Genomic DNA, 21,512 nt, shown 5'->3' with positions numbered 1-21,512 from the left:
GGCTCAGCCGCCGCCCGGCCGGGAGCGCAGCAGCCGGACGGTCTCCTCGTGGGTGCGCGGCTCCAGCTCCAGCGGCCGGTCGGTCAGCGCCGCCAGCGCGGAGCGGTACTCCTCCCCGTCCCGGTCCGGGGCCGCACCGACCTCCAGGTCCGCCAGCGCGACCGCCCCCGGCGCCCCGCCGCCCTCCCAGGACAGCAGTTCCGGGGCGGCGTCCGCCGGACTCACCAGCACCCGCCGCATCCCGCCGGACAGGCCCAGGCCGGTCGCCTTCAGCAGCGCCTCCTTGCGGGCCCAGTAGCGGAAGAAGGCGCCGACCCGGTCGGCGGGGGAGAGGCGCTCCCAGGCCTGCTGCTCGGGCCCGCCCAGCGTGTAGCCCGCCAGCCCCTCCAGGTCGCGGCCAGGGGACACGCGTTCCACGTCCACGCCCACGGGCACCTCGCGGGCCAGGGCCAGCACCACCCACTCGCCCGAGTGGCTGACGGAGACCTCCCACCCCTCGGCGGGACCGGAGGGGTGCGGCTTGCCGTGCGGGCCCTGCGCTGAGTCCCCGCCCCGGCTCGCGCCCGTCCGCTCCTTCTCCTCACAGGAACGGCAGCGCAAAGCGAAGGTCACCTTCTCGGGCGGGCAGCCGGCCCGCTCTGCCAGCAGCAGCCGGGACACCGCCCGGCCCAGCAGGTGCCGGTCACGGTCGGCCTGGAGCCGGAAGCGGGCGTTGCGTGACCGTTCCTCCTCGTCCAACAGGCGCAGCAGGCGGTCGTCGGCGGCTGAGGTGCGTACCCACCACACCTCGGTGGACAGGGGTGCCGGATCGAGCTTCATGCCCCCCATTGTGTCCCGATCTCCACCTCGTTCGGTGGTGTGAGGTCAACCCAAACCGGGAATTCGGTTATTGGCAGGTCAGCCCGTCCCCTGGGAGGCCCAGATGTCTGTCGTGGTACTGCTCGGCGCGGGAGCGCTCGTCGGTCTGGTGGCGCTGACGGCGATCGTCGTCGTCACCCTCCTGAGAGAGGGGGCCCAGACCACCGGGGAGGAGGCCGCCGCGGAGGCCGGGGAGCCCGAGACCGCGGCCGGAAGGGTCCCGAAACAGTCGGCCCCCGAGGACGCCGCCCGGAGCGGGCGCGTCCCCACCGCCGACGGGTCCGTAGTCTAGGGAGTCGCGCGGGACCGTGGCCCGTGCCCGACCAGAGCACGGAAGTGGGTCCATGGCCGAGGAGAACCGTCCGGCGTTCGCCGCCGAGCGCCGCGAGCGCATTCTCGAACTCGTGCGCGCCAACGGCACCATGTCCCTGCGCGACATCGCCGTCAGGGTCCGCGCCTCGGAGGTCACCATCCGCCGCGACGTGCGCGCGCTGGAGACCGAGGGGCTGGTCGACCGCCGCCGGGGCGGGGTCGCCCTGCCCGGCAGGATCGGCCACGAGCAGAGCTACTCCGGCAAGAGCGGCCAGTGCGCCGCCGAGAAGGCCGCCATCGCCGCCGCGGCCGCCCGCCTGGTGCGCCCCGGCGACGCCGTCACCATCGGCCCCGGCAGCACCGCCGAGGCCTTCGCCCGCGCGCTCCTGACCCGCACCGACCTGACCGTGGTCACCAACTCCCTGCGCGTCGCCGACGTCCTGGCCGGGGCCGCCGGAGTGGAGGTGGTCGTGACCGGGGGCACCCTGCACGGCCCCATCCGGGCCCTGGTCGGGGCCGCGGCGGAGGAGAGCCTGGCCGGACTGCGGGTCAACCGCGCCTTCCTCTCCGGCAACGGGGTCAGCGCCGACCGCGGCCTGAGCACCCCCAACCCGGCCGTGGCCAGCGTGGACCGCGCCCTGGCCGCCTGCGCCGAGGAGACCATCGTCCTGGCCGACCACACCAAGATCGGCGCCGACACCATGGTGCCCACCGTCGCCCCCGAGGAGATCGCCCACCTGGTCACCGACAGCAGCGCCGACCCCGAGGTGCTGATGACCCTGGAGGAGACGGGCGCCCTCGTCCACGTCGCGGTGGTCGCCCAGGAGCGGGGGCAGTGAGGGGAGGAGAAACGGACTTCTCCTCTGCGAACGGGGGAAGGGACCGCGTACCCTACCGTTCACACGCGTATCCCGCGTACGCTCCGCCCGTCCCGCACCACCCGTCCGATCCGCAGGAGCCGCCGCGCATGTCCTCCCAGCCGCCTCCCCAGCAGCCGCCCTCCCCGCCCGTGCGCGTCACCCCCGAACCCGTGGCGCTCCCGGCGCCGTGGGCCGACTCCCGGGTGACGGTGGTCGTGCCCACCTACAACGAGGCCGACAACCTCCCCGTGCTGGTGGGCCAGCTCATGGCCCTGGACCTGCCGCGGCTGCGGGTGGTGGTCGTGGACGACGGCTCCCCCGACGGCACCGGTGAGATCGCCGACAAGCTCGCGGTCGAGTTCGCCGGACGCGTCGGCGTCGTCCACCGCACCGCCAAGGACGGCCTGGGCCGCGCCTACGTCGCGGGCATGACCCGCGCCCTGGAGGAGGGCGCCGACCACGTCGTGCAGATGGACGCCGACCTCAGCCACCCCGTGGGCTACGTGCCCCAGCTGCTCGGCACCCTGCACGCCACCAACGCGGGCGTGGTGATCGGCAGCCGCTACGTCCCCGGCGGCAGCCTGTCCGAGCGGTGGAACCTCAGCCGCCGCCTGCTGAGCGGCTGGGCCAACGCCTACGTCAAGACCGTGCTGTCCATCCCCGTCCGCGACGTCACCGCGGGCTTCAAGATCTGGCGGGCCTCGGCCCTGCGCGTCCTGGACCTGCCCGGCATCGAGAGCACGGGCTACGCCTTCCAGGTGGAGATGCACTACCGGGCCTACCGGCGCGGACAGAAGATGGTGGAGATCCCCATCCACTTCGAGGACCGCGTCGTGGGCCAGAGCAAGCTCGACGCCTCCGTCGCACTGGAGGCCGCCCTGCGCCCGCTGCTGCTGCGCCGTGCCGAGCGCGCCCGCCGCCGGTAGCGGGGCGTTCGGCGGGGCCGCCCCCGGCCCGCCCGGCCCTCCCGTGCGCCCGCCGGTGACATAGGTGCGCCGGTTTGGGGCACGGGACTAACGAGGGAAAGGGGGCGAACATGACTGAAGAGCCCTATGACGTGGACACCGACATGGGGGACGACCCCGAGCTGAGCAAGGCCGTCGCCCGGGAGCGTCGGATCGAGGCCGACTACGACATCCAGGAGTACGACTTCGAGGACCCCGACATGCCGGGGACCGACAGTTCGGCCGAGCCGCGGGGGATCGACGAGGCGGTGCGCTCCGAGCGCAGCGACCTCTACCCGCGCGAGAGCTGGGGAGGGGAGACCCGCAGCGCCGAGCAGGAGGCCATGCACGAGGAGAGCGACGACGTCACGCCCGACGTCGACGAGGGCGCGGCCGTGCGCAGCGAGCACCCCGACAGGCCCTACGAGCATCCGGCGGACACGCCCCACGGCGCCCGGGACGACGAGCGCGACCGGACCACCGGCACGGCGGACTACGTTCCGGACGCCGAGGACCCCAGGGACACCGGCGCCCCGGACACCTGAGGACCGCTCCGTCTGAGGCGTACTGCCTGGGGCGCGGCGCTCGGGACACGGCCTCGGGTGCAGTCCGCGCGGGGCGCCGCCTCCGTCGGGGAACTCCGCTTCGACCAGGGGAGAACGCCGAAAGCGCGGGCCCCCTTCCGTCTTCGGATGGAAGGGGGCCCGCGCGTTTTCCGCTGTGACCGCGCGTGCGCCCGCGGGGCCGTGGCGGCCTACTCGCTGGCCAGCGCCCCCGTGATGGAGGTGGCCGCCGCCCGTCGGGCTGGCAGCACCGAGGCCAGCAGCCCGGCCAGGACGGCGATCACGATGAACACCGCGATCTGGCCGAAGGGCACCGAGAAGACCATGTCCGGCAGGACCGAGGCCCCGGCCGCCCAGCCGAACACCACGCCCAGCGCGATGCCGATACCGGCGCCGATCAGGCACAGCAGCACGGCCTCCACGCTCAGCATCCGGCGCAGCTGGCCCCGGGCCAGCCCCAGCGCCCGCAGCAGCGCGGACTCGCGGGTGCGCTCCAGCACCGACAGCGCCATGGTGTTGGAGATGCCGAACACCGCGATGACGATCGCCAGGCCGAGCATCGCCGCGATGGTGTAGAAGGCGATGTCCAGGACGCCGGAGAACTGGTTCTTCATCTCGGCCGCCGACCCGACCTGCATGGTGGGGTGGTCCTCGACCGCGGCGTTGACCGCGTCGCGCACCTCGGCGGCGTCGGCTCCCTCGGCGGCGCTGACGAACAGCATCTCGTCCTCGTCCACCGAGGGGAAGGCCGTAGCGAAGTCCTCCGGGTGCAGGGTCACGCCCGACAGGGTCTGCATGTCCTCCACGACCGCGACGATCTCCACGGACAGGTCCTGGCCGTCCTCAGCCGGGAGCGTGAGGGTGTCGCCCACCCCGGCGCCCTCGGCGTTGCGCTCCGCCACCGTGGCCCTGCCAGGGCCCATGTCGGCCAGGTCGCCCTCGACGGTGTCGCTGGTGAGGTCGACGCCGATCTCGGCACCCGGGTAGGTGTAGACGCTGACGCCCTGGTCCTCGTACGCCTCGACGTAGGTGCTGCGCTGGCCGAAGACCTCGCCCAGGGCGGGCTGGCCCTCCAACGCCACCCGGACCTCGTCCGGGATGGTGGGGAACTGCGGTCCCTGGGCGGTTCCGGTCTCCGCTCCGGAGCCCTCGCCGGTGCTCGCGCCCTCGGTCGGCTCCACGGGTTCGGCGGGCCCCTCGGCGCCGTCGGCGGGCCCCTCGACGGGCGCGTCCTCCTCGCCTCCGGACTGCTCGGTCCCCTCCGGAGCCCCGGCCGTGTCGGCGCCGGTGCCCGGCTCCTGCAGGGAGAACTGCGGGGTGATCTGGTAGTCCACCGGGAACTGCTCCTCCAACTGCCGAGTCATGGTGGTCTCGACGGAGGCGCTGATCACCGAGTAGCCGGTGATGAGGGTGGCGCCCACGGTCAGGGCGATCATCGCGGTGGCCGCGCGGCGCGGGCTGCGGGTGGAGTTGTCCACCGCCAGCATGCTCGGCACGCCCACCTTCCGCAGGGGGATGCCGACCACGCGCACGATGCCGCGCACCAGCAGCGGCCCCAGCACGACCACGCCCACGAACGCGATGAGGGCGGCGGCGGTGACGACGACCAGGCCCATCGTGCTCAGGTCCGCTACCTGGGTCAGGACCACCAGGGCGGCCGCGATCGTGAAGGCCAGCAGACCGACGACGACGCGGACCCAGCCGGTGCCCTTCTCTAGACCGGCGGCGGTGGCGCTGGTGCGCAGGGCGGCCAGCGGCGCCACCCGGGTGGCGCGCGTGGCCGGGACCAGGGCGGAGAACACGGTCACCACGGTGCCCACGGCCAGGCCGACCAGGACCGCCGTCGGAGTGACGACCACGGGCACCGCCTCCCCCGTGCCCAGGAGCGGGCCGCCGTAGGTCGCGCCGGCCATGCCGACACCCACACCGGCCAGCACGCCCAGGGCGGAGGAGACCAGGCCCACGACCGCCGACTCGGCCAGCACCGACCGGAAGACCTGGCCGCGCTTGGCGCCCACGCACCGAAGCAGGGCCAGCTCGCGCTGGCGCTGGGCGATGAGGATGGCGAAGGTGTTGTAGATGACGATCCCGGCGACGAACATCGCGACGAAGGCGAACAGCAGCAGTGCGGTGCGGATCAGCTCCGTCTGGCCGCCCGAGGCCTCGGCTATCTCCAGGCCGACCTCCTCACCGGTGCGCACGTCGGCCGTCGTCCCGAGTTCGGCGGCGACGGCGTCGGTCACCTCCTGCGGGGTGTGGCCCTCGGCGGCGAGCACGTCGATCTCGGCGTAACCCGTCACCCCGGTCATCTCCCGGGCCGTGTCCGGGTCGAAGACGACGGCGCCCGCGGCGCTGTAGGTCCGGTCCACACCGAAGTCGACCAGCCCGGTGACGGTGAAGTCGCGCTTCTCCCCTTCGGGGTCGAGCACGGTCACCGTGTCGCCGATCGTGAAACCGAGCTGCTCCGAGGTGGAGGTGGCCAGGGCGATCTCGTCCCCGTTCGCGGGGAGCGAGCCCTCGTCGGCGGAGAACCGGCTGATCCCGTTCAGCCCGAGCGCCCTGGGCGGCAGGAAGCCGGTCGCCCGGCCCTCGTCGTCCAGGAGCACGGCCTCGCCCCGCAGGGTTCCGCCCGCTTCGTCGACCTCGGGCAGCGCCCGGACCGCGTCCAGCTGCTCTTCGGTGAAGGGAACCCGCTCCTCGGGCGGTTCCGTGCTCTCGGGGTCGAACTCGGGCTCGACCGGGACGGCGATGGAGTCCACGCTGGTGGCCGAGCCCATGACGGACTTCTCGTAGCTGGCGTTGAGGGTGTCGGCGAAGACCATGGTCCCCGACACGAACATGACCCCCAGCAGGATCGCCAGCACGGTGGTGACGTACCGGGACTTGTGCAGCCGCAGCCCGGCGAGTGTGGTGCGCAGCATGTCCCTCAGGCCTCTTCCAGCTTCAGCAGCCGCGCCGAGACCAGCTCGGCGGTGGGCTCGACGACCTCGTCCACCAGGCGGCCGTCGCGCAGGAAGACCACGCGGTCGGCGTAGGAGGCGGCCACGGGGTCGTGGGTGACCATGACGATGGTCTGGTTCAGGTCGCGGGCCGAGTCGCGCAGGAACTCCAGCACCTCGGTGCCCGAGCGCGAGTCCAGGTTGCCGGTGGGCTCGTCGGCGTAGACGACCTCGGGCGCGTTGAGCAGGGCGCGGGCCACGGCCACGCGCTGCTGCTGGCCGCCGGAGAGCTTGGCGGGCAGGTGGCTGAGCCGGTCGCGCAGGCCCACCACGTCGATGATGTGGTCGAAGCGCTGCTTGTCGACCCCGCGCTTGGCGATCTGCGACGGCAGCAGGATGTTCTGCTCGGCGGTCAGCATCGGCAGCAGGTTGAACGACTGGAAGATGAACCCGATCCGGTCGCGGCGCAGCAGGGTCAGCTCGGCGTCGCGCAGGCCGGTGATCTGGGTGCGGCCCAGGTGCACGGTGCCCGAGGTGGGCACGTCCAGCCCGGCCAGGCAGTGCATCAGGGTGGACTTGCCCGAACCCGAGGGGCCCATGATCGCGGTGAACGCGCCCCGGTGGAACTCCACGTCCACCCCGGCCAGGGCGTGCACCTGGCTGTCGCCGGTGTCGTAGGTCTTGGTGAGGCCCCGGGCGACCACCACCGGCGGTGAGGTGACCGTCGGGTCGGGCTTCACGGTGAACTCGGTCACGGCAGACAGCTCCAGGAATCGGGGATGGTGTGCGGGCCGGGCGGGCTCTCCGTCCCGGCTGCCCACCACGCTAGGTCCGCGCGACCGGCCGGGGCGTCCCCCGCTGGGCCGATTCGCGACTCGGCCAAAGGAACGGTGACGGCCGGGTTCGCGACTCCTTCGTCTGGCCGAGGCACCGACTTTCGTCGGGGGTCGGTGGATCGCCCTCCGTGGCGGGTTCGCCACGCACCCTTGTCCGCCTGGGCTTTCGCGGGCGGACCGACGATCGGACCGCGCGCGACCGGGCGCGGCGCGCGCACGGTCCGACCAAGGGCGCCGCCGTAGACTCCGCAGCATGAGGAGCTGGTTGAGCGATCGGGGCAGGGCCGCCAACGCCCTGCTGAACAAGAACCGGGAGTGGTGGTGGGCCCGCCGCCTGACCATCGCCGACTGGCTCTACGCCGTGCTGCCCCTGCCGTTGAGCGGGTTCTTCCAGTTGGCGGGCAGCGTGCAGCACGGCATGTTCGGCGGGCTCATCGCCGCCGTTCCCACGGTCCTGGCCTCCTGGAACCTCGGGGGCGCCCTGGCCGTCGGGATGATCCTCTACGCGATCCCGGTCCTGTTCGCCGGGGCGACGGTGCTCCTGCGGCGGAGCTTCCCGCAGTGGATGCTCGTGACCGCGGCCGTGCTGCTGCTGTGCTTCGCCAACTTCGTCCCGGCCGCGATCGCCATGTACTCGTACTCGGTCTACCACACCAACCGGCGCCTGCTGGTGGGCTGGTTCGCCGTATACAGCCTGGCCATGGTCGTCGCCTACGACGCCAACGTCTTCGGTCAGGTCTTCTTCGTCGGCATGCTGCTGGTCGTGCCGATGACCTTCGGCCTGTGGGTGGGCACCCGCCGCCAGCTCATCGACCGCCTCCACGAACGCGCCGAACGCCTCGAACGCGAACAGCACATGATGGCCGAGCAGGCCATCACCGCCGAGCGCACCCGCATCGCCCGGGAGATGCATGACGTGGTCGCCCATCGGGTCAGCCTCATGGTGCTGCACGCGGGCGGGCTGGAGGTCTCCGCCGAGGACCCGCGCACCGTCGAGGCCGCCGGGCTCATCCGCACCACCGGCCGCGAGGCCCTCACCGAACTGCGCGGCATCCTCGGGGTGCTGCGCGACGACACCGCCGCCGCGCCCACCGCGCCCCAACCGGTCCTGTCCGACCTGGACCGCCTGGTCGAGGAGTGGCGCGCCGCCGGGATGCCGATCGACCGCGAGGAGACCGGCCGGGCACGCCCGCTGCCGACGGGCGTCCAGCGCACCGCCTACCGGATCGTCCAGGAGGGGCTGACCAACGCCGCCAAGCACGCGCCCGCCGCCGCCGTCACCCTGCGCCTGCACTACGCCGACCGCCAGCTGGAGGTGGAGGTGGCCAACGCGCCCGGGCGGGGCCCGGCCGCGCCCATGCCCCGCAGCGGTTTCGGTCTGACCGGGTTGCGCGAGCGCGTCGTGCTCTCCGGCGGAAGCCTCAGCGCGGGGGCGTGCCCCGACGGCGGGTGGCGTCTGCGCGCTATCGTGCGAACCGACGATCCATCCGGTACGGAGGAAGAGGTTTCCGAAGGTGATCCGCACGCTCCTGGTCGATGACGAACTCCTGGTCAGATCCGGCCTGCGGATGATCCTGGACTCCGCTCCCGACATCGAGGTGGTGGGCGAGGGCGGCGACGGCGCCGAGGCCGTGCGTCTGGCCGAGGAACTCGTCCCCGACGTGGTGCTGCTCGACATCCGCATGCCGGGCACCGACGGGATCACCGCCGCCGCCCGCCTGACCGCTCTGCCCCGGCCGCCCCGCGTGGTCCTGCTGACCACCTTCGACCTCGACGAGTACGTGCACAGCGCCCTGCGGGCCGGTGCGGTGGGCTTCCTGCTCAAGGACACCCCGCCGCGCGACCTCATCGGCGCGGTGCGCACCGTCCACGAGGGCAACGCGATGCTCGCGCCCAGCGTCACCAAGCGCATGCTCGAACGCTTCGCCGCGCCCGCCCCCGCCGACTCCGCGGCGGGCCGCGCCGAGGCGGTGCACCGCCTGTCGGTGCTCAGCGAGCGCGAGCGGTCGGTGCTCCTCGCGGTGGCCCGGGGCCGTTCCAACGCCGAGGCGGGCCGCGACTTGGGCATGCGCGAGGCCACGGTCAAGGCCCACGTCAGCCGCATCCTGGCCAAGCTGGACATGTCCAACCGGGTGCAGGCCGCCATCCTGGCCCACGACGCGGGCTGGGCCTGAGAACCGGACCGGTACGACCGGTTGGCCGGGCTCCGGGACGGGGCGGGACCGTGTTCCGTCCCGGATAGGGTCGCTGTCGACCTCGTTCCCCCAGACGAAGGAACCGACCGTGTCACCGCTCCCCTCCTGGCACAGGAAGGTCCTGCCCCGCGTGCTCGGCGGGTGGGGCCTGCTCATGGCCGCCTTCACGGTCAGTTTCGCGGTCAGGCTCACCGAGTCGCCCACGCTCCTGGCGCTGTACGTGTCCGCGGTCCTGTTCCTGTTCGTCTGGTGGGACCGTCTGGGCCTCGTCTTCGGGGAGGAACCGTATCCGGGCTCGTCCGAGTGGCGATCGCCCCCGGGGCACGCACGGCCCCTGTCTGGCATGCGGGCGGGGCTGGGCAACATCGCACTGGTGATCCTGTCCTGGATGGTTTCCACGGGGTCCGCGCCCACCTGGCTGCTGAGCCCCGGCACGATGCTCATCCTGGCGGTCGTCGTCGGCATACCCCGACCACCGGAGGCCGAGGACGGGGAGGAGCAGGGGGGCCCGCGCCGGTGACACACCTCACCACCGTCCGCCGTGCTGGGGGCGTCCCCCCTGCGTGTCCGGAATCCCCGCACATGGGCGGATCGGCGCCCCTGTTCGCCTCGGTTGCGTCTACCGCCGGGTAGCTCGGTACGCTGCAATGCGATCCCACCCCCCGCAACACCACGTCGTGGCTGATCACAGCAGCCGCAGGAGAAGAGGAGCCCCTATGTCGCGCTCGGTACTGGTCACCGGCGGCAGCCGCGGAATCGGCCTGGCCATCGCCCGTGAGCTGGCCGCGGGCGGAGACGACGTCGCGGTGACCTACCGCTCCGGCGAGCCCCCGGAGGGCCTGCTGGGTGTCCGCTGCGACATCACCGACTCCGCCCAGGTCGACGCCGCCTTCAAGGAGGTCGAAGAGGCGCAGGGTCCCGTCGAGGTGCTCGTGGCCAACGCCGGCATCACCAAGGACCAGCTGCTGGCACTGATGAGCGAGGACGAGTTCTCCTCCGTGCTGGACACCAACCTCACCGGCGCCTACCGCGTGGCCAAGCGCGCCGTGCGCGGCATGATGCGCAAGCGCTCGGGCCGCATCGTCCTCATCTCCTCCGTCGTGGGCCTCCTCGGCTCCGGCGGCCAGGCCAACTACGCCGCCTCCAAGGCCGGGCTCGTCGGCTTCGGCCGCTCCCTGGCCCGCGAGCTGGGTTCGCGCAACATCACGGTCAACGTCGTCGCCCCCGGCTTCATCGAGACCGACATGACCGCGGCCCTGTCCGAGGAGCGCCAGGCCGAGATCAAGAAGAACGTCCCGCTGGGCCGTCTCGGCTCCTCCGAGGACATCGCCAGGACGGTGGGCTTCCTCGCCGGGCCCGGCGGCGCCTACATCTCCGGCGCCGTGATCCCCGTCGACGGCGGCCTGGGCATGGGCCACTGACCGGGTTCGCCCCCCTTTTTTTCCTCCAGCCACCGGAAGGGCTCCCCTTCCGCAACGGACCACAGACAGGACGGACGACCCGAACATGGGAATCCTCGAAGGTAAGCGCATCCTCGTCACCGGGGTGCTCACCGACTCCTCCATCGGCTTCCACGTGGCCCGCCTGGCCCAGGAGCAGGGCGCCACGGTCGTGCTCACCGGCTACGGCCGCCTGAGCCTGGTGGAGCGCATCGCCAAGCGCCTGCCCGAGACGCCCCCGATCCTGGAGCTGGACGTCACCGACGACGAGCAGCTCTCCACCCTGGCCGCCCGCGTCGGCGAGCACGTGGACGGCCTCGACGGCGTCGTGCACTCCATCGGCTTCACCCCGCAGGACGCCCTGGGCGGCAACTTCCTCAACACCGAGTGGTCGGACGTGGCCACGGCCATGCACACCTCGACCTTCTCCCTGAAGTCGCTGACCACCTCGCTGCTGCCGCTGATGAAGGACGGCGGCTCGGTCGTGGCCCTGGACTTCGACAACAGCGTCTCCTACCCCATCTACGACTGGATGGGCGTGGCCAAGTCCGCGCTGACCTCCACCGCCCGCTACCTGGCCCGCTACGTCGGCGGCCAGAACATCCGGGTCAACCTGGTCTCCGCCGGGCCGCTGAGCACCATGGCCGCCCGCAGCATCCCCGGGTTCTCCGAGCTGGCCAAGCACTGGCCCGAGCGCGCCCCGCTGGGCTGGGACGTCACCAACCCCGAGCCCGCGGCCAAGGCGGTCGTGGCGCTGCTGTCGGACTGGTTCCCCGCCACCACCGGCGAGATCGTCCACGTCGACGGCGGCTTCCACTCCACCGGGGCCTGACCGCCCCCAACGCACCGGCCCCTCCGGAACCGGTGCCCCGGCACACGCGTGCGATAGGTTGACGCGGGCGGGCCACCCCACAGGGGCGGCCCGCCCGTCTGCCGTCGCGGGGCGGTTGCGGCGGCTGCCCGCCGTGTGCCCGAAGCGGCGCGTGCGCCCCCGGCAGGCGGCCGTGCGAGCCGAGAGCGAAGGGGACGGGGCAATGGATCTGGGACTGAAGGGGGCGCGGGTCGCCGTGACCGGCGCCAGCAGGGGGATCGGCCGGGCCATCGCCCAGCTGTTCGCCGCCGAGGGCGCTGACCTCGCGATCTGCGCGCGCACCCCCGAACCGCTGTCCGAGGCGGCACGGGAGCTGGAACAGACCGGCGCCCGCGTGTTCTCTCGCGCCCTGGACGTCACCGACCACGACGCGCTGCCCTCCTTCGTCGACGACGCCGCGGCCCGGCTCGGCGGCCTGGACGTGCTGGTGTCCAACGTCTCCGGCGGCAGCGCGCCCACCCCCGACCAGTGGGAGCGCGGCTTCGCGGCCGACCTGATGCCCTTCGTGCGCCTGACCGAGGCGGCCAAACCCCACCTGCTGGCCTCCGAGCGCGGCGGCTCGGTGGTGATGATCTCCAGCACCTCGGCGCTGCACACCACCGTGCCCGCCGGACCGCGCTCCTACGGCGCGGTCAAGGCCGCGCTCAACCACCACGCGTCCTCGCTGGCCCGCGCCTGGGCGGGGGAGGGGGTGCGGGTCAACACCGTCTCGCCCGGACCGATCGAGTTCCCGGGCGGGGGCTGGGAGCGCCGCCGCGAGAGCGACCCGGGGTTCTACGAGTCGATCCGCGAGCGCATCCCCTACGGCCGCCTCGGCCACCCCGAGGAGGTCGCCCGCGCGGTGGCCTTCCTGGCCAGCCCGGCCGCGGCCTACGTCACCGGACAGAACCTGATGGTGGACGGCGGTTTCCTCGACCGGATCTGAGCGCGCCCCGCCGCGGCAGGGCCCACCGCACCGCGGCTGCACACTCCGGTTCCCCGTTTTCTTTGCTTTTTGTCGGACCGGAATTAATGCCCTTGGCGTGACCAGCCCCTGAGGACCACGACTTCATGTCGTGGTCCTTTTCGTATTGACGGTGGCCTTTTCCGGTGTGAATGATGACAAAGGTTTTAATCATGTGACTTACAACACCCAGGGCGGTGCGGTGGAGCACGAGGACCGTCCGGAGAGGATGCTCATGCGGTCACGCTGGCGGTCGATCCCGGCGGCTCTGGGGCTGGTGCTGGTCGCCTCGGCCTGCGGCGGGGGAGGGGAGGACGGGGCCGCCCAGGTCGAGGTCTTCTCCTGGTGGACCGGCGGCGGCGAGGAGGCCGGGCTCAACGCGCTCATCGAGCGGTTCGAGCAGGACCACCCCGACGTCGAGTTCGTCAACGCGGCGGTCGCCGGGGGATCGGGCACCAACGCCCAGGCCGTCCTGGAGGGCAGGCTCCAGAGCCAGGACCCGCCCGACTCCTTCCAAGGGCACGCCGGGGCCGAGCTCCAGGACTACATCGAGGCGGGCTACCTCCAGCCGCTCGACGACTTCTTCGACGAACAGGGCCTGCACGAGGCCCTGCCCGAGCAACTGGTCGAACAGATCTCCTACGACGGCAGCGTCTACTCCGTCCCCGTCAACATCCACCGCTCCAACGTCATGTGGTTCAACCCCTCGCTGCTGGAGGAGGCCGGGGTCGAGGAGCCCCCGCAGACCCTGGACGAACTGCTGGACGCGCTGGAGGCAGTGGAGGCCGAGACCGACGCCATCCCCATGGCGGTCGGCGCGCAGTGGACCGTGGACCACCTCCTGGAGTCGGTGCTGCTCGGCTCGCTGGGCACCGGCGCCTACAACGCCCTGTGGGAGCCGGGCGCGGACTGGGACACCCCCGAGGTCGCCGAGGCGCTGGCCACCTTCGAGGAGATCATGGCCTACACCCAGGAGGAGTCGGCCGCCGAGGACTGGCAGGAAGCCACCCGCCGCGTCTCCGACGGCGAGGCCGCGTTCAACATCATGGGCGACTGGGCCGCGGGCTACTTCGACGAACTGGGAGCGGTCCCGGGCCAGGACTACGACTGGGCCGCCTCACCCGGCACGGACGGCACCTACATGTGGCTGTCGGACAGCTTCACCCTGCCCCAGGGCGCCCCGCACGAGGAGCAGGCCCGCGCCTGGCTTGAGCTGGTGGCCAGCCAGGAGGGCCAGGACCTCTTCAACCCGCTCAAGGGCTCCATCCCGGCCCGCGGGGACGCGGACCCGGCCAACTACGCCGACAGCCCCTACCTGGAGTCGGCGCTGGAGGAGTGGCAGTCCGGGCCCGAGCTGGCGGGGTCCTTCTGGCACGGGGTGACCGTGGGCAACCGGTGGAAGAACGAGGTCGACACCGCGGTCGGCCTCTACCTCCAGAACGAGGACCTGGACGCCCTCAACGACGCCCTGCACGCGGCCGCGCAGAGCGAATGAGCACCCTTTCCCCACGACCCGGGGCCGCGGCCGACCGCGGCCCCGGGCGCGCCCGCCCCGGCGGCGACCGCCGCCACCCGAGCCGGGGGCGCCGCCTGCTGACACGGGCGCGGACCTGGCTGCCCGGCCTGCTGCTGGTATCCCCCTCCATCCTGCTCATCGGCGTGTTCGTCTACGGGATGATCGGCTGGAACACCCAGTTGGCGCTCAGCGACAAGCACAGGCCCATCGACGACGGCGAGTTCGTCGGCCTGGCCAACTTCGTCGCCCTGTGGCAGGAGGAGCGCTGGCCCGCCGCCGTGGCCAACGCGGTCGTGTTCACGGTCGTGTTCGTCGGCGGCGCCCTGCTGCTCGGCTGGCTCCTGGGCCTGCTGCTGGACAAGGGCATCCGCGGCGAGGCCGTCTTCCGCACCCTGTTCCTGGCGCCGATGGCGGTGTCCTTCATCGCCACCGGCGTGGTGTGGCGGTGGCTGATGAACCCGGCCCCGGCCGAGCGCGCCACCGGCCTGAACGCCCTGTTCGTCCACCTCAACCTGGATTTCCTGGTCAACGACTGGTGGACCGCGCCCGACCTCGGCATGGCGGCGATGGCCCTGCCCGCGGTCTGGCAGCTCGCGGGCTACATCATGGCCCTGTTCCTGGCCGGGTTCCGCGGCGTGCCCGAGGAGCTGCGCGAGGCCGCCCGGGTGGACGGCTGCTCGGAGTGGGGCGTGTACTGGCGCGTGGTCATGCCCCAGCTGCGGCCGGTCGTGCTGAGCGCGGTCATCATCCTGGGCCACATGTCCCTCAAGGTGTTCGACCTGGTCATCGCGATCGCCGGACAGCAGATCGTCGCCGACGTGCCCGCCGTGTACATGTGGACGACCGTGTTCGAGGTGCGCGACCCGGCCAAGGGCGCCACCATCGCCGCCTACCTGCTCATCGCGGTGGCGGTGTTCGTCATCCCCTACCTGGTGTGGACCGTGCGCAAGGAACGGAGCGAAGGTCGATGACCGCGAGCGCCCCCGAACGTGTGACCGCCCCCGGAGGCGGGGCGGCCGGGACGACCCGGAGCGGACAGGCGGCCAAGGCCGCCGTCCTGGTGGTGCTGGCCGCGTTCTTCCTGCTGCCGATGTACGTGCTGGTGGTCACCGGCTTCAAACCCTTCGACGAGGCCTCCGCGGCGCAGGCCTGGCTGCTGCCGCGGAACTGGAGCCTGGAGGGGTGGACGACGGCCTGGACCGAACTGGCCCCCGGGCTCTGGAACAGCGTGCGGATGGTGGTGCCCAGCGCGGTCATATCGGCGGTGCTGGGCTCGCTCAACGGCTACGTGCTGGCCCGGTGGCGCTTCCCCGGCGCCGACACCGTCTTCACCCTGTTCCTGTTCGGGATGTTCATCCCCTACCAGGCGGTGATGATCCCGTTGCAGCAGTTGCTGGTGAACGCCCAGCTCATGGGCGGGGTGTTCCCGCTGATCCTGGCGCACACCGTCTACGGCATCCCGATCTGCACGCTCATCTTCCGCAACTACTACGCGAGCATCCCGCCGACCCTGATCGAGGCCGCCCGCGTGGACGGGGCCGGGCTGCTGCGCACCTACGCCCTGGTGGTGCTGCCGGTGTCGGCCCCGGCCTTCGCCGTGACGCTGATCTGGCAGTTCACCTCCGCCTGGAACGACTTCCTGTTCGCCGTGTTCCTGACCGGCCCGGCGAGCTGGCCGGTGACGGTGCAGCTCAACAACGTGGCCGGGTCGATGGTGGTGCCCTACAACCAGCAGATGGCGGCGGCGGTGCTGGCCTCGCTGCCCACGCTCGTCATCTACCTGCTGCTGGGGCGCTACTTCATGCGCGGGCTGATGGCGGGCGCGCTCAAGGGCTGATCGCTCCGTCCCGGTGCCGGGTCCCGGTCCCGGCACCGGGGGCCGGGGGCTGGGGGCCGGGGGCCTAACCGGCCCCTGCCCGCGATCCCGGGGATCAGGCCAGGGACATCAGCGGAGCCCCCCACCAGGCGCAGCCCCGGCCCGTGATCCCGGAGACCAGGCCCGTGCGCGGTCGCCGCGCCGGTGCGCCAGCAGGCGCAGGACCACGACGGCCGCGCCGAGCCCGCCCGCCGCCAGCGTCGCCGCCGTCACGTCGGGAAGCCACGTCAGGGCCGGGCGCGGGCCGTGGCTCGCCGCCACCCCCACCGCGGCGGACACCGCGACGATCCCCAGGGCCGACCACAGCGCGGTCGCCCACCGGCGGGGCCGCCGCACCCGCACGGCCGCCACGGCGCCCGCGCCCAGCGCCGCCGCGGCGGCGCTGGGCGCCCACACCGAAGCCAGGTACAGCGGGTCGGTGCCGGGGGAGGAGGGGGAGTCCCCGCCCGCGAGCATGTGGGCCAGCCCGAAGGCGACCGCCTGGATTCCGTTGTCGCGCAGCATGTCGTAGGTGTTCTGGAGGACCACCACCGCCCGCCCCCGCTGGGGCAGCACCACCACGATCGCCGCGTACCCCGGGGTCGAACCGCCGTGGAAGACGATCGGCTCACCCAGGTCGGACAGGGCAGTGTCGCGCCAGCCCAGGCCGTACTCCTGCGCCGAGCCGGGGACCGGGACCAGCCCCGTGCGGGCCCGCTCCAGCGCGGCGGCGTCCAGCACGGGCGGCTCAGCCGCCACCTGCGCCCGCGCGAACGCGGCCAGGTCGGTGACGTCCCCGCCCAGGTAGCCGTAGGCGGCCCCCTCGTCGTCCACGCCGTCGGCGTCGGCCACCGGCACGCCCCACAGCGTGCGGTGCCCCGGGCTCAGCCCGGCCTCCCGCGCCTGGGCCGCGCTGGCGAAGACGCCGTCCATCCCCACCGGTTCCAGGACGCTCTCGCGCAGGTACCCGCGGAAGTCGCCGGTCACCTCCTCCATGACGGCGCCCAGCACGAGGTAGTTCGCGCTGCTGTACTCGTGCGTGCCCGGGGTCCCCGGCTCCGAGACGGAGGCGCGTGCCACCCGCGCATCCAGGTCCGGGGCCCGCTCGCCGTACAGGTCGCTGGTGGCGGCGGCGGTGCGCCCGGTGAGCCCCGAGGTCTGGGTGAGCAGGTCGCGCACGGTGGGGTCGGCGCCGAACTCCGCGAAGACCGGCAGGTACTCCTCGACCGGGGCGTCCAGGTCCAGTCGACCCTCCCGGGCCAGGACCAGTGCGGCGGTGGCGGTCACGGGCTTGGCCACCGACCCCCACAGGAACGGGGTGTGCTCGTCCACCGGGGCGCCGTCGCCGTCCACGCCGAAGGTCCCCTGGTGCTCGACGCCCCCGGGGCCGACCACGGCGTAGGCCAGCCCGGGGGTGTCGGTGGCCGCCATGCGTTCTTGGACGTAGGCGTCCATCCCGGCGGGGTCGGCGGGAGCCGGGTCGTCCGGTGGTGCTGTGACCACGGGGGACAGGGCGAGCAGCAGGGCGAGGGGGACGTGCGTGAGGGGGAGGGGCATGAGGGGGCCTTTCGATAACCGTATGCCTATACAATTATGACCGTACCATGATACGGTTATCCGGTGCCGAGAACCGCAGACCACGCCCAGAGGCGCACGCAGATCACCGGTGCCGTGTGCGAGCTGATCGCCGAACGGGGGCTGGACGCCGTGACCGTGGCCCGCACGGCCGCGCGCGCGGGGATCTCCGTCGGGCTCGTGCAGCACTACTTCCCGTCCAAGGACGACATGCTGCTGCACGCGTTCGAGCGGGTCAGCACGGCCGTCGCCACCCGCGTCGCGGACGTCGTCGGTGAGGGGGTCCGGCACGAGAGGACCATTGCCGAGATCCTGCTGGCCGCGCTGGCCGAGCACCTGCCCCTGGACGAACCCCGCCGGGCGGAGTTCCGGGTGATCCGCGTCTTCGCCGGACGGGCCCTGGAGAACCCGGCCCTGGCCGAGGTGGACGCGCGCACCGCGGACGCACTGCACGCCGAGATCGCCCGGGCGGTGCGCAACGGTGTGGAGTGCGGTGAGGTGGAGGCGGACGTGGACGCCGCCGCGTCCGCCTCCCGCGTCGCCGCCCTGGCCGAGGGGCTGGCCACCCAGGTCTACCGGGGAGGGTCGGGAGCCGCCGAGCGAGCCCGGGAGGCGTTGCGCGCGGAACTGGGCTCGGTGTTCACGGGAGAGTGCCGCCAGTACGCGCGCTGAACCGCCGACCTCGGCCGCGTTCCCGGCCGCGGTGGCGGTGTCGCCTCCGGGAGGGTCGGAGCGGCCCGAGTACCCCAGGCGTGTGCGCAGTTCGCCTCCCCACGGACGCGTTGTCGATGTCCTCGCGTGTGGTTCTGGATGTGTTCGCGCGTGTTCAGGGGGAGGTCGGGGGGTCTGGCTGGTTGAGGAGGGTGGCGATGTGTTCTTTGGGGTAGCGGCGTGCTCCGCCGGGGGTGCGGAAGGGTTTGAGGACGTTGTCCCATTGGCCTCGGTGGAGGCTGCGGGGGCGGATGTTGAACAGGGCGGCGACTTCGCTGGGGGTGAGGACGTCGGGGCGGCCGTCGAGGAGGTAGCTGTAGTCGGGCATGAGGGGCTTTCCGTGTCTTCGGGGGGTCGGTACTCGGTGCTGAGTGTTGTGCGGGTGGCTGGTGGGGTGGCCCCGCCCTCCCGGGGAAGGGGAGGGCGGGGCTTCGGGCTGGTGCTCTTCGCATCGGCTCGTCCGCACCGGCCCGGGGGGCAGGTCGGGTGGTGCGGAGCATGGAGCGCTGAGTGCTCACGGGGAAGGGTGGGTCACCAGGGGAAGACGGCGCGGACGGTGATCGCGCCGCAGGAGTGCTGCTTCCAGTCCCAGTAGGAGCACAGGGCCTCGACCAGGCGCAGTCCGTTGCCGCTGGGGCGCAGGGGCTCGGGGCTGGGCAAGGCCGGGAAGCTGGGTCGTTCTCCGGGGCGGGGTCCGTTGTCGGTGACGCGGAGTTCGAGGTGGCGCGCGGTGCGTTCGATCTCCACGCGGATGCTGCCGCCGGGAAGCCCGGACGCCGAGTGGCGCAGGGCGTTGGTGGTCATCTCGGAGACGGCGATGCTGACGGGTTCGGCCAGGCTGGGGCGAGAGCGGGTGGCCTGGACGGCCCAGCGGCGGGCGATCTTGACGTGGCCGAGTTCGGGGCCGAGCAGAATGCCTGAGTTGGTGGCGGTTCCGCACAGTCGGCGTGGAAGCGGGATGGGCGGAACGGTAGACTTTTGCATGTTTCACCTCGGGGCTTTCGGGGTGGAGCGCCTTGCCTCGGCGGTCGCTCTCGACTTCGACCGCCGGGGCTTCTTCTTGGCCGGTGTGTCATATTTAAGGGCTTTCTTCACACCACAGGCCTTTCACGGTGCAGTGTGAAGAATCCTCCGGATTCCACAACCGGTTCTCCGTGGCCACACGATCTCTCAGTGAAGTGGCCAGTTCAAGAGACTTCGCAAAACCGTCGTGTGATTGGAGGTTCCACAGAAGGCTCCTCCCAGGGGGAGAAAAACCTGCGTAATATGTTTCTCCCAGTGAAGTCATGGAGGAACACGTGACGAAGCGACCCCCCGACCCCGCGTGGAAGCACTTCGGGAAGCAGATGCGGAAGCACCGCGATGCCCTTGGCCTGCTGCAAGTCGACATCGCCAAGGTGATCGGCGTTGTGGGGAACTGTTACTCCTCGTGGGAGACCGGCGCTCGGAAGCTCGATGAGAAGTACGTCAACAAGATGGACGAAGCCCTGAAAGCCGGAGGGCGCATCGCTGAGGAGTGGGAGAAAGCCAGCCGTCAGGTGAAAACTCCGTTCCGTTTTGCGGAGTTGCCTGAGCTGGAGTCCGCAGCCACCCAGATCAGAGACTTTCAACCGCTCGTGTTTCCCGGCTTGCTCCAGACTGAGGAGTACGCTCGCGCGGTCTTCGAAGACATCTTCCCCGGGATGGCTTCGTCTTCGATCGACCAACTCGTGCAGGGGCGCATGGCCCGGCAGCGCATCCTGGGTGATGAGCCCCGGCCACTGGTGCTTTTCCTCATCGCTGAGGCGGTGTTTCATCAGCGAGTTGGAAACCGAGGCCCTGAGCTACTGCATGAGCAGGTGCAGCGCGTCCTCCGCGAGATGGAGAGCGGTAAAGTACGGGTTCAGATCATCCCCCGGGACACGGGACGCCACTACGGAAGTGGTGGGGCTTTCCGGCTGTACACCTTCCCCGACGAGCCCGCCGTGGCATCTGCGGAGTACATGACTGGGGAGGTGGTCATCAGCGATATGGATCGGTACCAGGAGTGTGTGACGAGCTTCGGGCTTCTCCAGGGAGAGGCCCTTTCGGAGGCTGCGACGCTCCGGATGTTGCGAGAGTTGGTGGACGATGACTGAAGAGCGCGCATGGCACACAGCCAGCTACAGCAGCGGAAGCGGGAACTGCGTCGAGGTTAGCGAGGGCTCTGAGACACTGGTTCGGGACACCCATAACCGGGAGCTGGGCTACCTGTCTGCCCAGGCTTCCGAGTGGACGGCCTTGCTCGCGGCTGTGCGCGGTTGGTAGCCGGAGCCCTGTCTCCTCGACGGTTCCTCGAAATCCTTCATGTGAGCATGAAAGGTCTGTGATGAGCAGCGAGAACAGTCCATGGCACAAGTCCAGCTACAGCGCCAACGGGGGCAACTGCGTTGAGACCCGCGAGCACAAGGCTGGTTCGGACGTGCGTGACACTCAGAATCGGAACCAGGGGCATCTGACGTTCGCTCGTCAGGAGTGGGCCGCCGTTCTCGCTGTCACGAAGGGATGAGTCGTGAAGTCTGACTGGCACAAGTCCTCCTTCAGTGACGGCGGCGGCGGTCACTGCGTAGAGGTCGCGGAAGGGCCTACCACCCACGTTCGTGACACCCAGAACCGGGAGCTGGGCCATCTGTCGGCCGAGGCCTCGGAGTGGACAGCACTACTGGCCGCAGTGCGCGTCCGGTAGCGAAGTACCTCTATCCGGTCCTGCCCGCGCCTGGGCAGGGCCGGTTTCTGTTTCCCACCCGTCACCCGCTCCGCACCAGCCACGCATACACCGCCAAACCGGGCCAGCAACCGGCCACACCTGGCTACGGTGTCCACCATGGCTACTCACGAGGAACTGTCCTCCCGCTATCCCGACGTCCTCTTCACCAACCTGCCACCCGGCGCCCACGGCACGGGGGCGGTCTGGGAGGTCCGGTCCCGCGGCTCCGACACGATCATCATGTACGCGCACACCGACGAGCAGGCCGACCGGTACGCGAAAGTCGTCGCCCGAGCCGTCAAGTACCCCGGCCAGATGGGATGACGACGCCCCGCGCCGACGGACTGGGCTTGATCGGGACCCTCCCCCG

At 71.7% G+C, this 21,512-nt stretch carries 25 protein-coding genes; 19 read left to right on the top strand and 6 right to left on the bottom strand.

What is annotated here, in order from left to right; translation table 11 throughout:
• Positions 1-3: 3 nt before the first annotated feature.
• On the bottom strand, positions 4-828 hold the full coding sequence (locus PV789_RS18685) for a 4'-phosphopantetheinyl transferase family protein (RefSeq protein WP_274973850.1): 825 nt from the start codon (positions 826-828) through the stop codon (positions 4-6).
• Between the two features lie 94 nt (positions 829-922).
• On the opposite strand from PV789_RS18685, the gene PV789_RS18680 reads away from it, so the two are divergent.
• The 4 genes from PV789_RS18680 to PV789_RS18665 all read left to right on the top strand — a co-directional run bounded on the left by PV789_RS18680 (position 923) and on the right by PV789_RS18665 (position 3,519).
• On the top strand, positions 923-1,150 hold the full coding sequence (locus PV789_RS18680; RefSeq protein WP_274973849.1) for a hypothetical protein: 228 nt from the start codon (positions 923-925) through the stop codon (positions 1,148-1,150).
• A 52-nt stretch (positions 1,151-1,202) separates the two neighbouring features.
• A complete protein-coding gene (locus PV789_RS18675; protein WP_274973848.1) occupies positions 1,203-2,009 on the top strand; it encodes a DeoR/GlpR family DNA-binding transcription regulator in 807 nt (268 codons plus the stop codon).
• 128 nt (positions 2,010-2,137) lie between these two features.
• Positions 2,138-2,956, top strand: a complete 819-nt coding sequence (locus PV789_RS18670) for a polyprenol monophosphomannose synthase (RefSeq protein ID WP_274973847.1) — start codon at positions 2,138-2,140, stop codon at positions 2,954-2,956.
• A gap of 131 nt (positions 2,957-3,087) precedes the next feature.
• Complete coding sequence (locus tag PV789_RS18665) at positions 3,088-3,519, top strand: hypothetical protein (RefSeq protein WP_368045842.1); 432 nt, start codon at positions 3,088-3,090, stop codon at positions 3,517-3,519.
• 209 nt (positions 3,520-3,728) lie between these two features.
• On the opposite strand, the gene PV789_RS18660 is transcribed toward PV789_RS18665, so the two are convergent.
• Positions 3,729-6,458, bottom strand: coding sequence for an ABC transporter permease (locus PV789_RS18660; protein WP_274973845.1), 2,730 nt, complete (start codon positions 6,456-6,458; stop codon positions 3,729-3,731).
• A gap of 5 nt (positions 6,459-6,463) precedes the next feature.
• The gene (locus PV789_RS18655) at positions 6,464-7,231 is read right to left on the bottom strand and encodes an ABC transporter ATP-binding protein (RefSeq protein ID WP_019608360.1); all 768 of its coding nucleotides are present in this window, start codon (positions 7,229-7,231) and stop codon (positions 6,464-6,466) included.
• Positions 7,232-7,565: 334 nt separating this feature from the next.
• Here PV789_RS18655 and PV789_RS18650 point away from each other — a divergent pair, with 334 nt between their 5' ends.
• From PV789_RS18650 to PV789_RS18610, 9 genes are all read left to right on the top strand, one after another.
• The gene (locus tag PV789_RS18650; protein ID WP_274973844.1) at positions 7,566-8,852 is read left to right on the top strand and encodes a histidine kinase; all 1,287 of its coding nucleotides are present in this window, start codon (positions 7,566-7,568) and stop codon (positions 8,850-8,852) included.
• A complete protein-coding gene (locus PV789_RS18645; protein WP_274973843.1) occupies positions 8,827-9,486 on the top strand; it encodes a response regulator in 660 nt (219 codons plus the stop codon). The genes PV789_RS18650 and PV789_RS18645 overlap by 26 nt, the downstream gene beginning before the upstream one ends.
• A 109-nt stretch (positions 9,487-9,595) precedes the next feature.
• Positions 9,596-10,027, top strand: coding sequence for a hypothetical protein (locus PV789_RS18640; protein ID WP_274973842.1), 432 nt, complete (start codon positions 9,596-9,598; stop codon positions 10,025-10,027).
• A 196-nt stretch (positions 10,028-10,223) separates the two neighbouring features.
• Entirely contained in the window at positions 10,224-10,928 is a 705-nt protein-coding gene (locus tag PV789_RS18635; protein WP_274973841.1) for a beta-ketoacyl-ACP reductase, read from the top strand.
• A gap of 85 nt (positions 10,929-11,013) precedes the next feature.
• A complete protein-coding gene (gene fabI, locus PV789_RS18630) occupies positions 11,014-11,778 on the top strand; it encodes an enoyl-ACP reductase FabI (protein WP_274973840.1) in 765 nt (254 codons plus the stop codon).
• Positions 11,779-11,980: 202 nt separating this feature from the next.
• Entirely contained in the window at positions 11,981-12,742 is a 762-nt protein-coding gene (locus tag PV789_RS18625; protein ID WP_274973839.1) for an SDR family NAD(P)-dependent oxidoreductase, read from the top strand.
• Between the two features lie 253 nt (positions 12,743-12,995).
• Complete coding sequence (locus tag PV789_RS18620) at positions 12,996-14,255, top strand: ABC transporter substrate-binding protein (protein WP_274978174.1); 1,260 nt, start codon at positions 12,996-12,998, stop codon at positions 14,253-14,255.
• On the top strand, positions 14,252-15,247 hold the full coding sequence (locus tag PV789_RS18615; RefSeq protein WP_274973838.1) for a carbohydrate ABC transporter permease: 996 nt from the start codon (positions 14,252-14,254) through the stop codon (positions 15,245-15,247). The genes PV789_RS18620 and PV789_RS18615 overlap by 4 nt, the downstream gene beginning before the upstream one ends.
• Positions 15,244-16,113, top strand: coding sequence for a carbohydrate ABC transporter permease (locus PV789_RS18610; RefSeq protein ID WP_274973837.1), 870 nt, complete (start codon positions 15,244-15,246; stop codon positions 16,111-16,113). The genes PV789_RS18615 and PV789_RS18610 overlap by 4 nt, the downstream gene beginning before the upstream one ends.
• Before the next feature lie 108 nt (positions 16,114-16,221).
• Here PV789_RS18610 and PV789_RS18605 read toward each other — a convergent pair whose 3' ends face one another.
• The gene (locus PV789_RS18605; RefSeq protein ID WP_274973836.1) at positions 16,222-17,688 is read right to left on the bottom strand and encodes a serine hydrolase domain-containing protein; all 1,467 of its coding nucleotides are present in this window, start codon (positions 17,686-17,688) and stop codon (positions 16,222-16,224) included.
• Between the two features lie 63 nt (positions 17,689-17,751).
• Between PV789_RS18605 and PV789_RS18600 the strand changes: the two genes are divergently transcribed.
• The gene (locus PV789_RS18600; RefSeq protein WP_274973835.1) at positions 17,752-18,378 is read left to right on the top strand and encodes a TetR/AcrR family transcriptional regulator; all 627 of its coding nucleotides are present in this window, start codon (positions 17,752-17,754) and stop codon (positions 18,376-18,378) included.
• Between the two features lie 154 nt (positions 18,379-18,532).
• On the opposite strand, the gene PV789_RS18595 is transcribed toward PV789_RS18600, so the two are convergent.
• A complete protein-coding gene (locus PV789_RS18595; protein WP_019608368.1) occupies positions 18,533-18,745 on the bottom strand; it encodes a helix-turn-helix domain-containing protein in 213 nt (70 codons plus the stop codon).
• A 203-nt stretch (positions 18,746-18,948) separates the two neighbouring features.
• Positions 18,949-19,401, bottom strand: coding sequence for an ATP-binding protein (locus PV789_RS18590; RefSeq protein WP_274973834.1), 453 nt, complete (start codon positions 19,399-19,401; stop codon positions 18,949-18,951).
• Positions 19,402-19,715: 314 nt separating this feature from the next.
• Between PV789_RS18590 and PV789_RS18585 the strand changes: the two genes are divergently transcribed.
• From PV789_RS18585 to PV789_RS18565, 5 genes are all read left to right on the top strand, one after another.
• Entirely contained in the window at positions 19,716-20,534 is an 819-nt protein-coding gene (locus PV789_RS18585; protein WP_274973833.1) for a helix-turn-helix domain-containing protein, read from the top strand.
• Positions 20,527-20,703: a DUF397 domain-containing protein gene (locus PV789_RS18580; RefSeq protein WP_274973832.1), complete on the top strand. Its 177-nt coding sequence runs from the start codon at positions 20,527-20,529 to the stop codon at positions 20,701-20,703. The genes PV789_RS18585 and PV789_RS18580 overlap by 8 nt, the downstream gene beginning before the upstream one ends.
• A gap of 61 nt (positions 20,704-20,764) precedes the next feature.
• Positions 20,765-20,944, top strand: a complete 180-nt coding sequence (locus PV789_RS18575) for a DUF397 domain-containing protein (RefSeq protein ID WP_274973831.1) — start codon at positions 20,765-20,767, stop codon at positions 20,942-20,944.
• A 3-nt stretch (positions 20,945-20,947) separates the two neighbouring features.
• Positions 20,948-21,121, top strand: coding sequence for a DUF397 domain-containing protein (locus PV789_RS18570; RefSeq protein WP_082166818.1), 174 nt, complete (start codon positions 20,948-20,950; stop codon positions 21,119-21,121).
• A gap of 138 nt (positions 21,122-21,259) precedes the next feature.
• Positions 21,260-21,466: a hypothetical protein gene (locus PV789_RS18565; protein WP_212643791.1), complete on the top strand. Its 207-nt coding sequence runs from the start codon at positions 21,260-21,262 to the stop codon at positions 21,464-21,466.
• The last annotated feature ends 46 nt before the right edge of the window (positions 21,467-21,512 follow it).

The sequence above is a fragment of the Nocardiopsis camelliae genome (assembly GCF_028993595.1).
In the GTDB taxonomy this organism is placed as follows: domain Bacteria; phylum Actinomycetota; class Actinomycetes; order Streptosporangiales; family Streptosporangiaceae; genus Nocardiopsis; species Nocardiopsis dassonvillei.
This window is presented reverse-complemented; position numbering and strand designations above follow the sequence as displayed.

Bases quoted from the DNA above. Each gene is read 5' to 3' on its own strand.
- PV789_RS18685 (WP_274973850.1), bottom strand. From the start codon at position 828: ATGGGGGGCATGAAGCTCGATCCGGCACCCCTGTCCACCGAGGTGTGG.
- PV789_RS18680 (WP_274973849.1), top strand. From the start codon at position 923: ATGTCTGTCGTGGTACTGCTCGGCGCGGGAGCGCTCGTCGGTCTGGTG.
- PV789_RS18675 (WP_274973848.1), top strand. From the start codon at position 1,203: ATGGCCGAGGAGAACCGTCCGGCGTTCGCCGCCGAGCGCCGCGAGCGC.
- PV789_RS18670 (WP_274973847.1), top strand. From the start codon at position 2,138: ATGTCCTCCCAGCCGCCTCCCCAGCAGCCGCCCTCCCCGCCCGTGCGC.
- PV789_RS18660 (WP_274973845.1), bottom strand. From the start codon at position 6,458: ATGCTGCGCACCACACTCGCCGGGCTGCGGCTGCACAAGTCCCGGTAC.
- PV789_RS18650 (WP_274973844.1), top strand. From the start codon at position 7,566: ATGAGGAGCTGGTTGAGCGATCGGGGCAGGGCCGCCAACGCCCTGCTG.
- PV789_RS18635 (WP_274973841.1), top strand. From the start codon at position 10,224: ATGTCGCGCTCGGTACTGGTCACCGGCGGCAGCCGCGGAATCGGCCTG.
- fabI (WP_274973840.1), top strand. From the start codon at position 11,014: ATGGGAATCCTCGAAGGTAAGCGCATCCTCGTCACCGGGGTGCTCACC.
- PV789_RS18625 (WP_274973839.1), top strand. From the start codon at position 11,981: ATGGATCTGGGACTGAAGGGGGCGCGGGTCGCCGTGACCGGCGCCAGC.
- PV789_RS18620 (WP_274978174.1), top strand. From the start codon at position 12,996: ATGCGGTCACGCTGGCGGTCGATCCCGGCGGCTCTGGGGCTGGTGCTG.
- PV789_RS18615 (WP_274973838.1), top strand. From the start codon at position 14,252: ATGAGCACCCTTTCCCCACGACCCGGGGCCGCGGCCGACCGCGGCCCC.
- PV789_RS18610 (WP_274973837.1), top strand. From the start codon at position 15,244: ATGACCGCGAGCGCCCCCGAACGTGTGACCGCCCCCGGAGGCGGGGCG.
- PV789_RS18605 (WP_274973836.1), bottom strand. From the start codon at position 17,688: ATGCCCCTCCCCCTCACGCACGTCCCCCTCGCCCTGCTGCTCGCCCTG.
- PV789_RS18595 (WP_019608368.1), bottom strand. From the start codon at position 18,745: ATGCCCGACTACAGCTACCTCCTCGACGGCCGCCCCGACGTCCTCACC.
- PV789_RS18590 (WP_274973834.1), bottom strand. From the start codon at position 19,401: ATGCAAAAGTCTACCGTTCCGCCCATCCCGCTTCCACGCCGACTGTGC.
- PV789_RS18580 (WP_274973832.1), top strand. From the start codon at position 20,527: ATGACTGAAGAGCGCGCATGGCACACAGCCAGCTACAGCAGCGGAAGC.
- PV789_RS18575 (WP_274973831.1), top strand. From the start codon at position 20,765: ATGAGCAGCGAGAACAGTCCATGGCACAAGTCCAGCTACAGCGCCAAC.
- PV789_RS18565 (WP_212643791.1), top strand. From the start codon at position 21,260: ATGGCTACTCACGAGGAACTGTCCTCCCGCTATCCCGACGTCCTCTTC.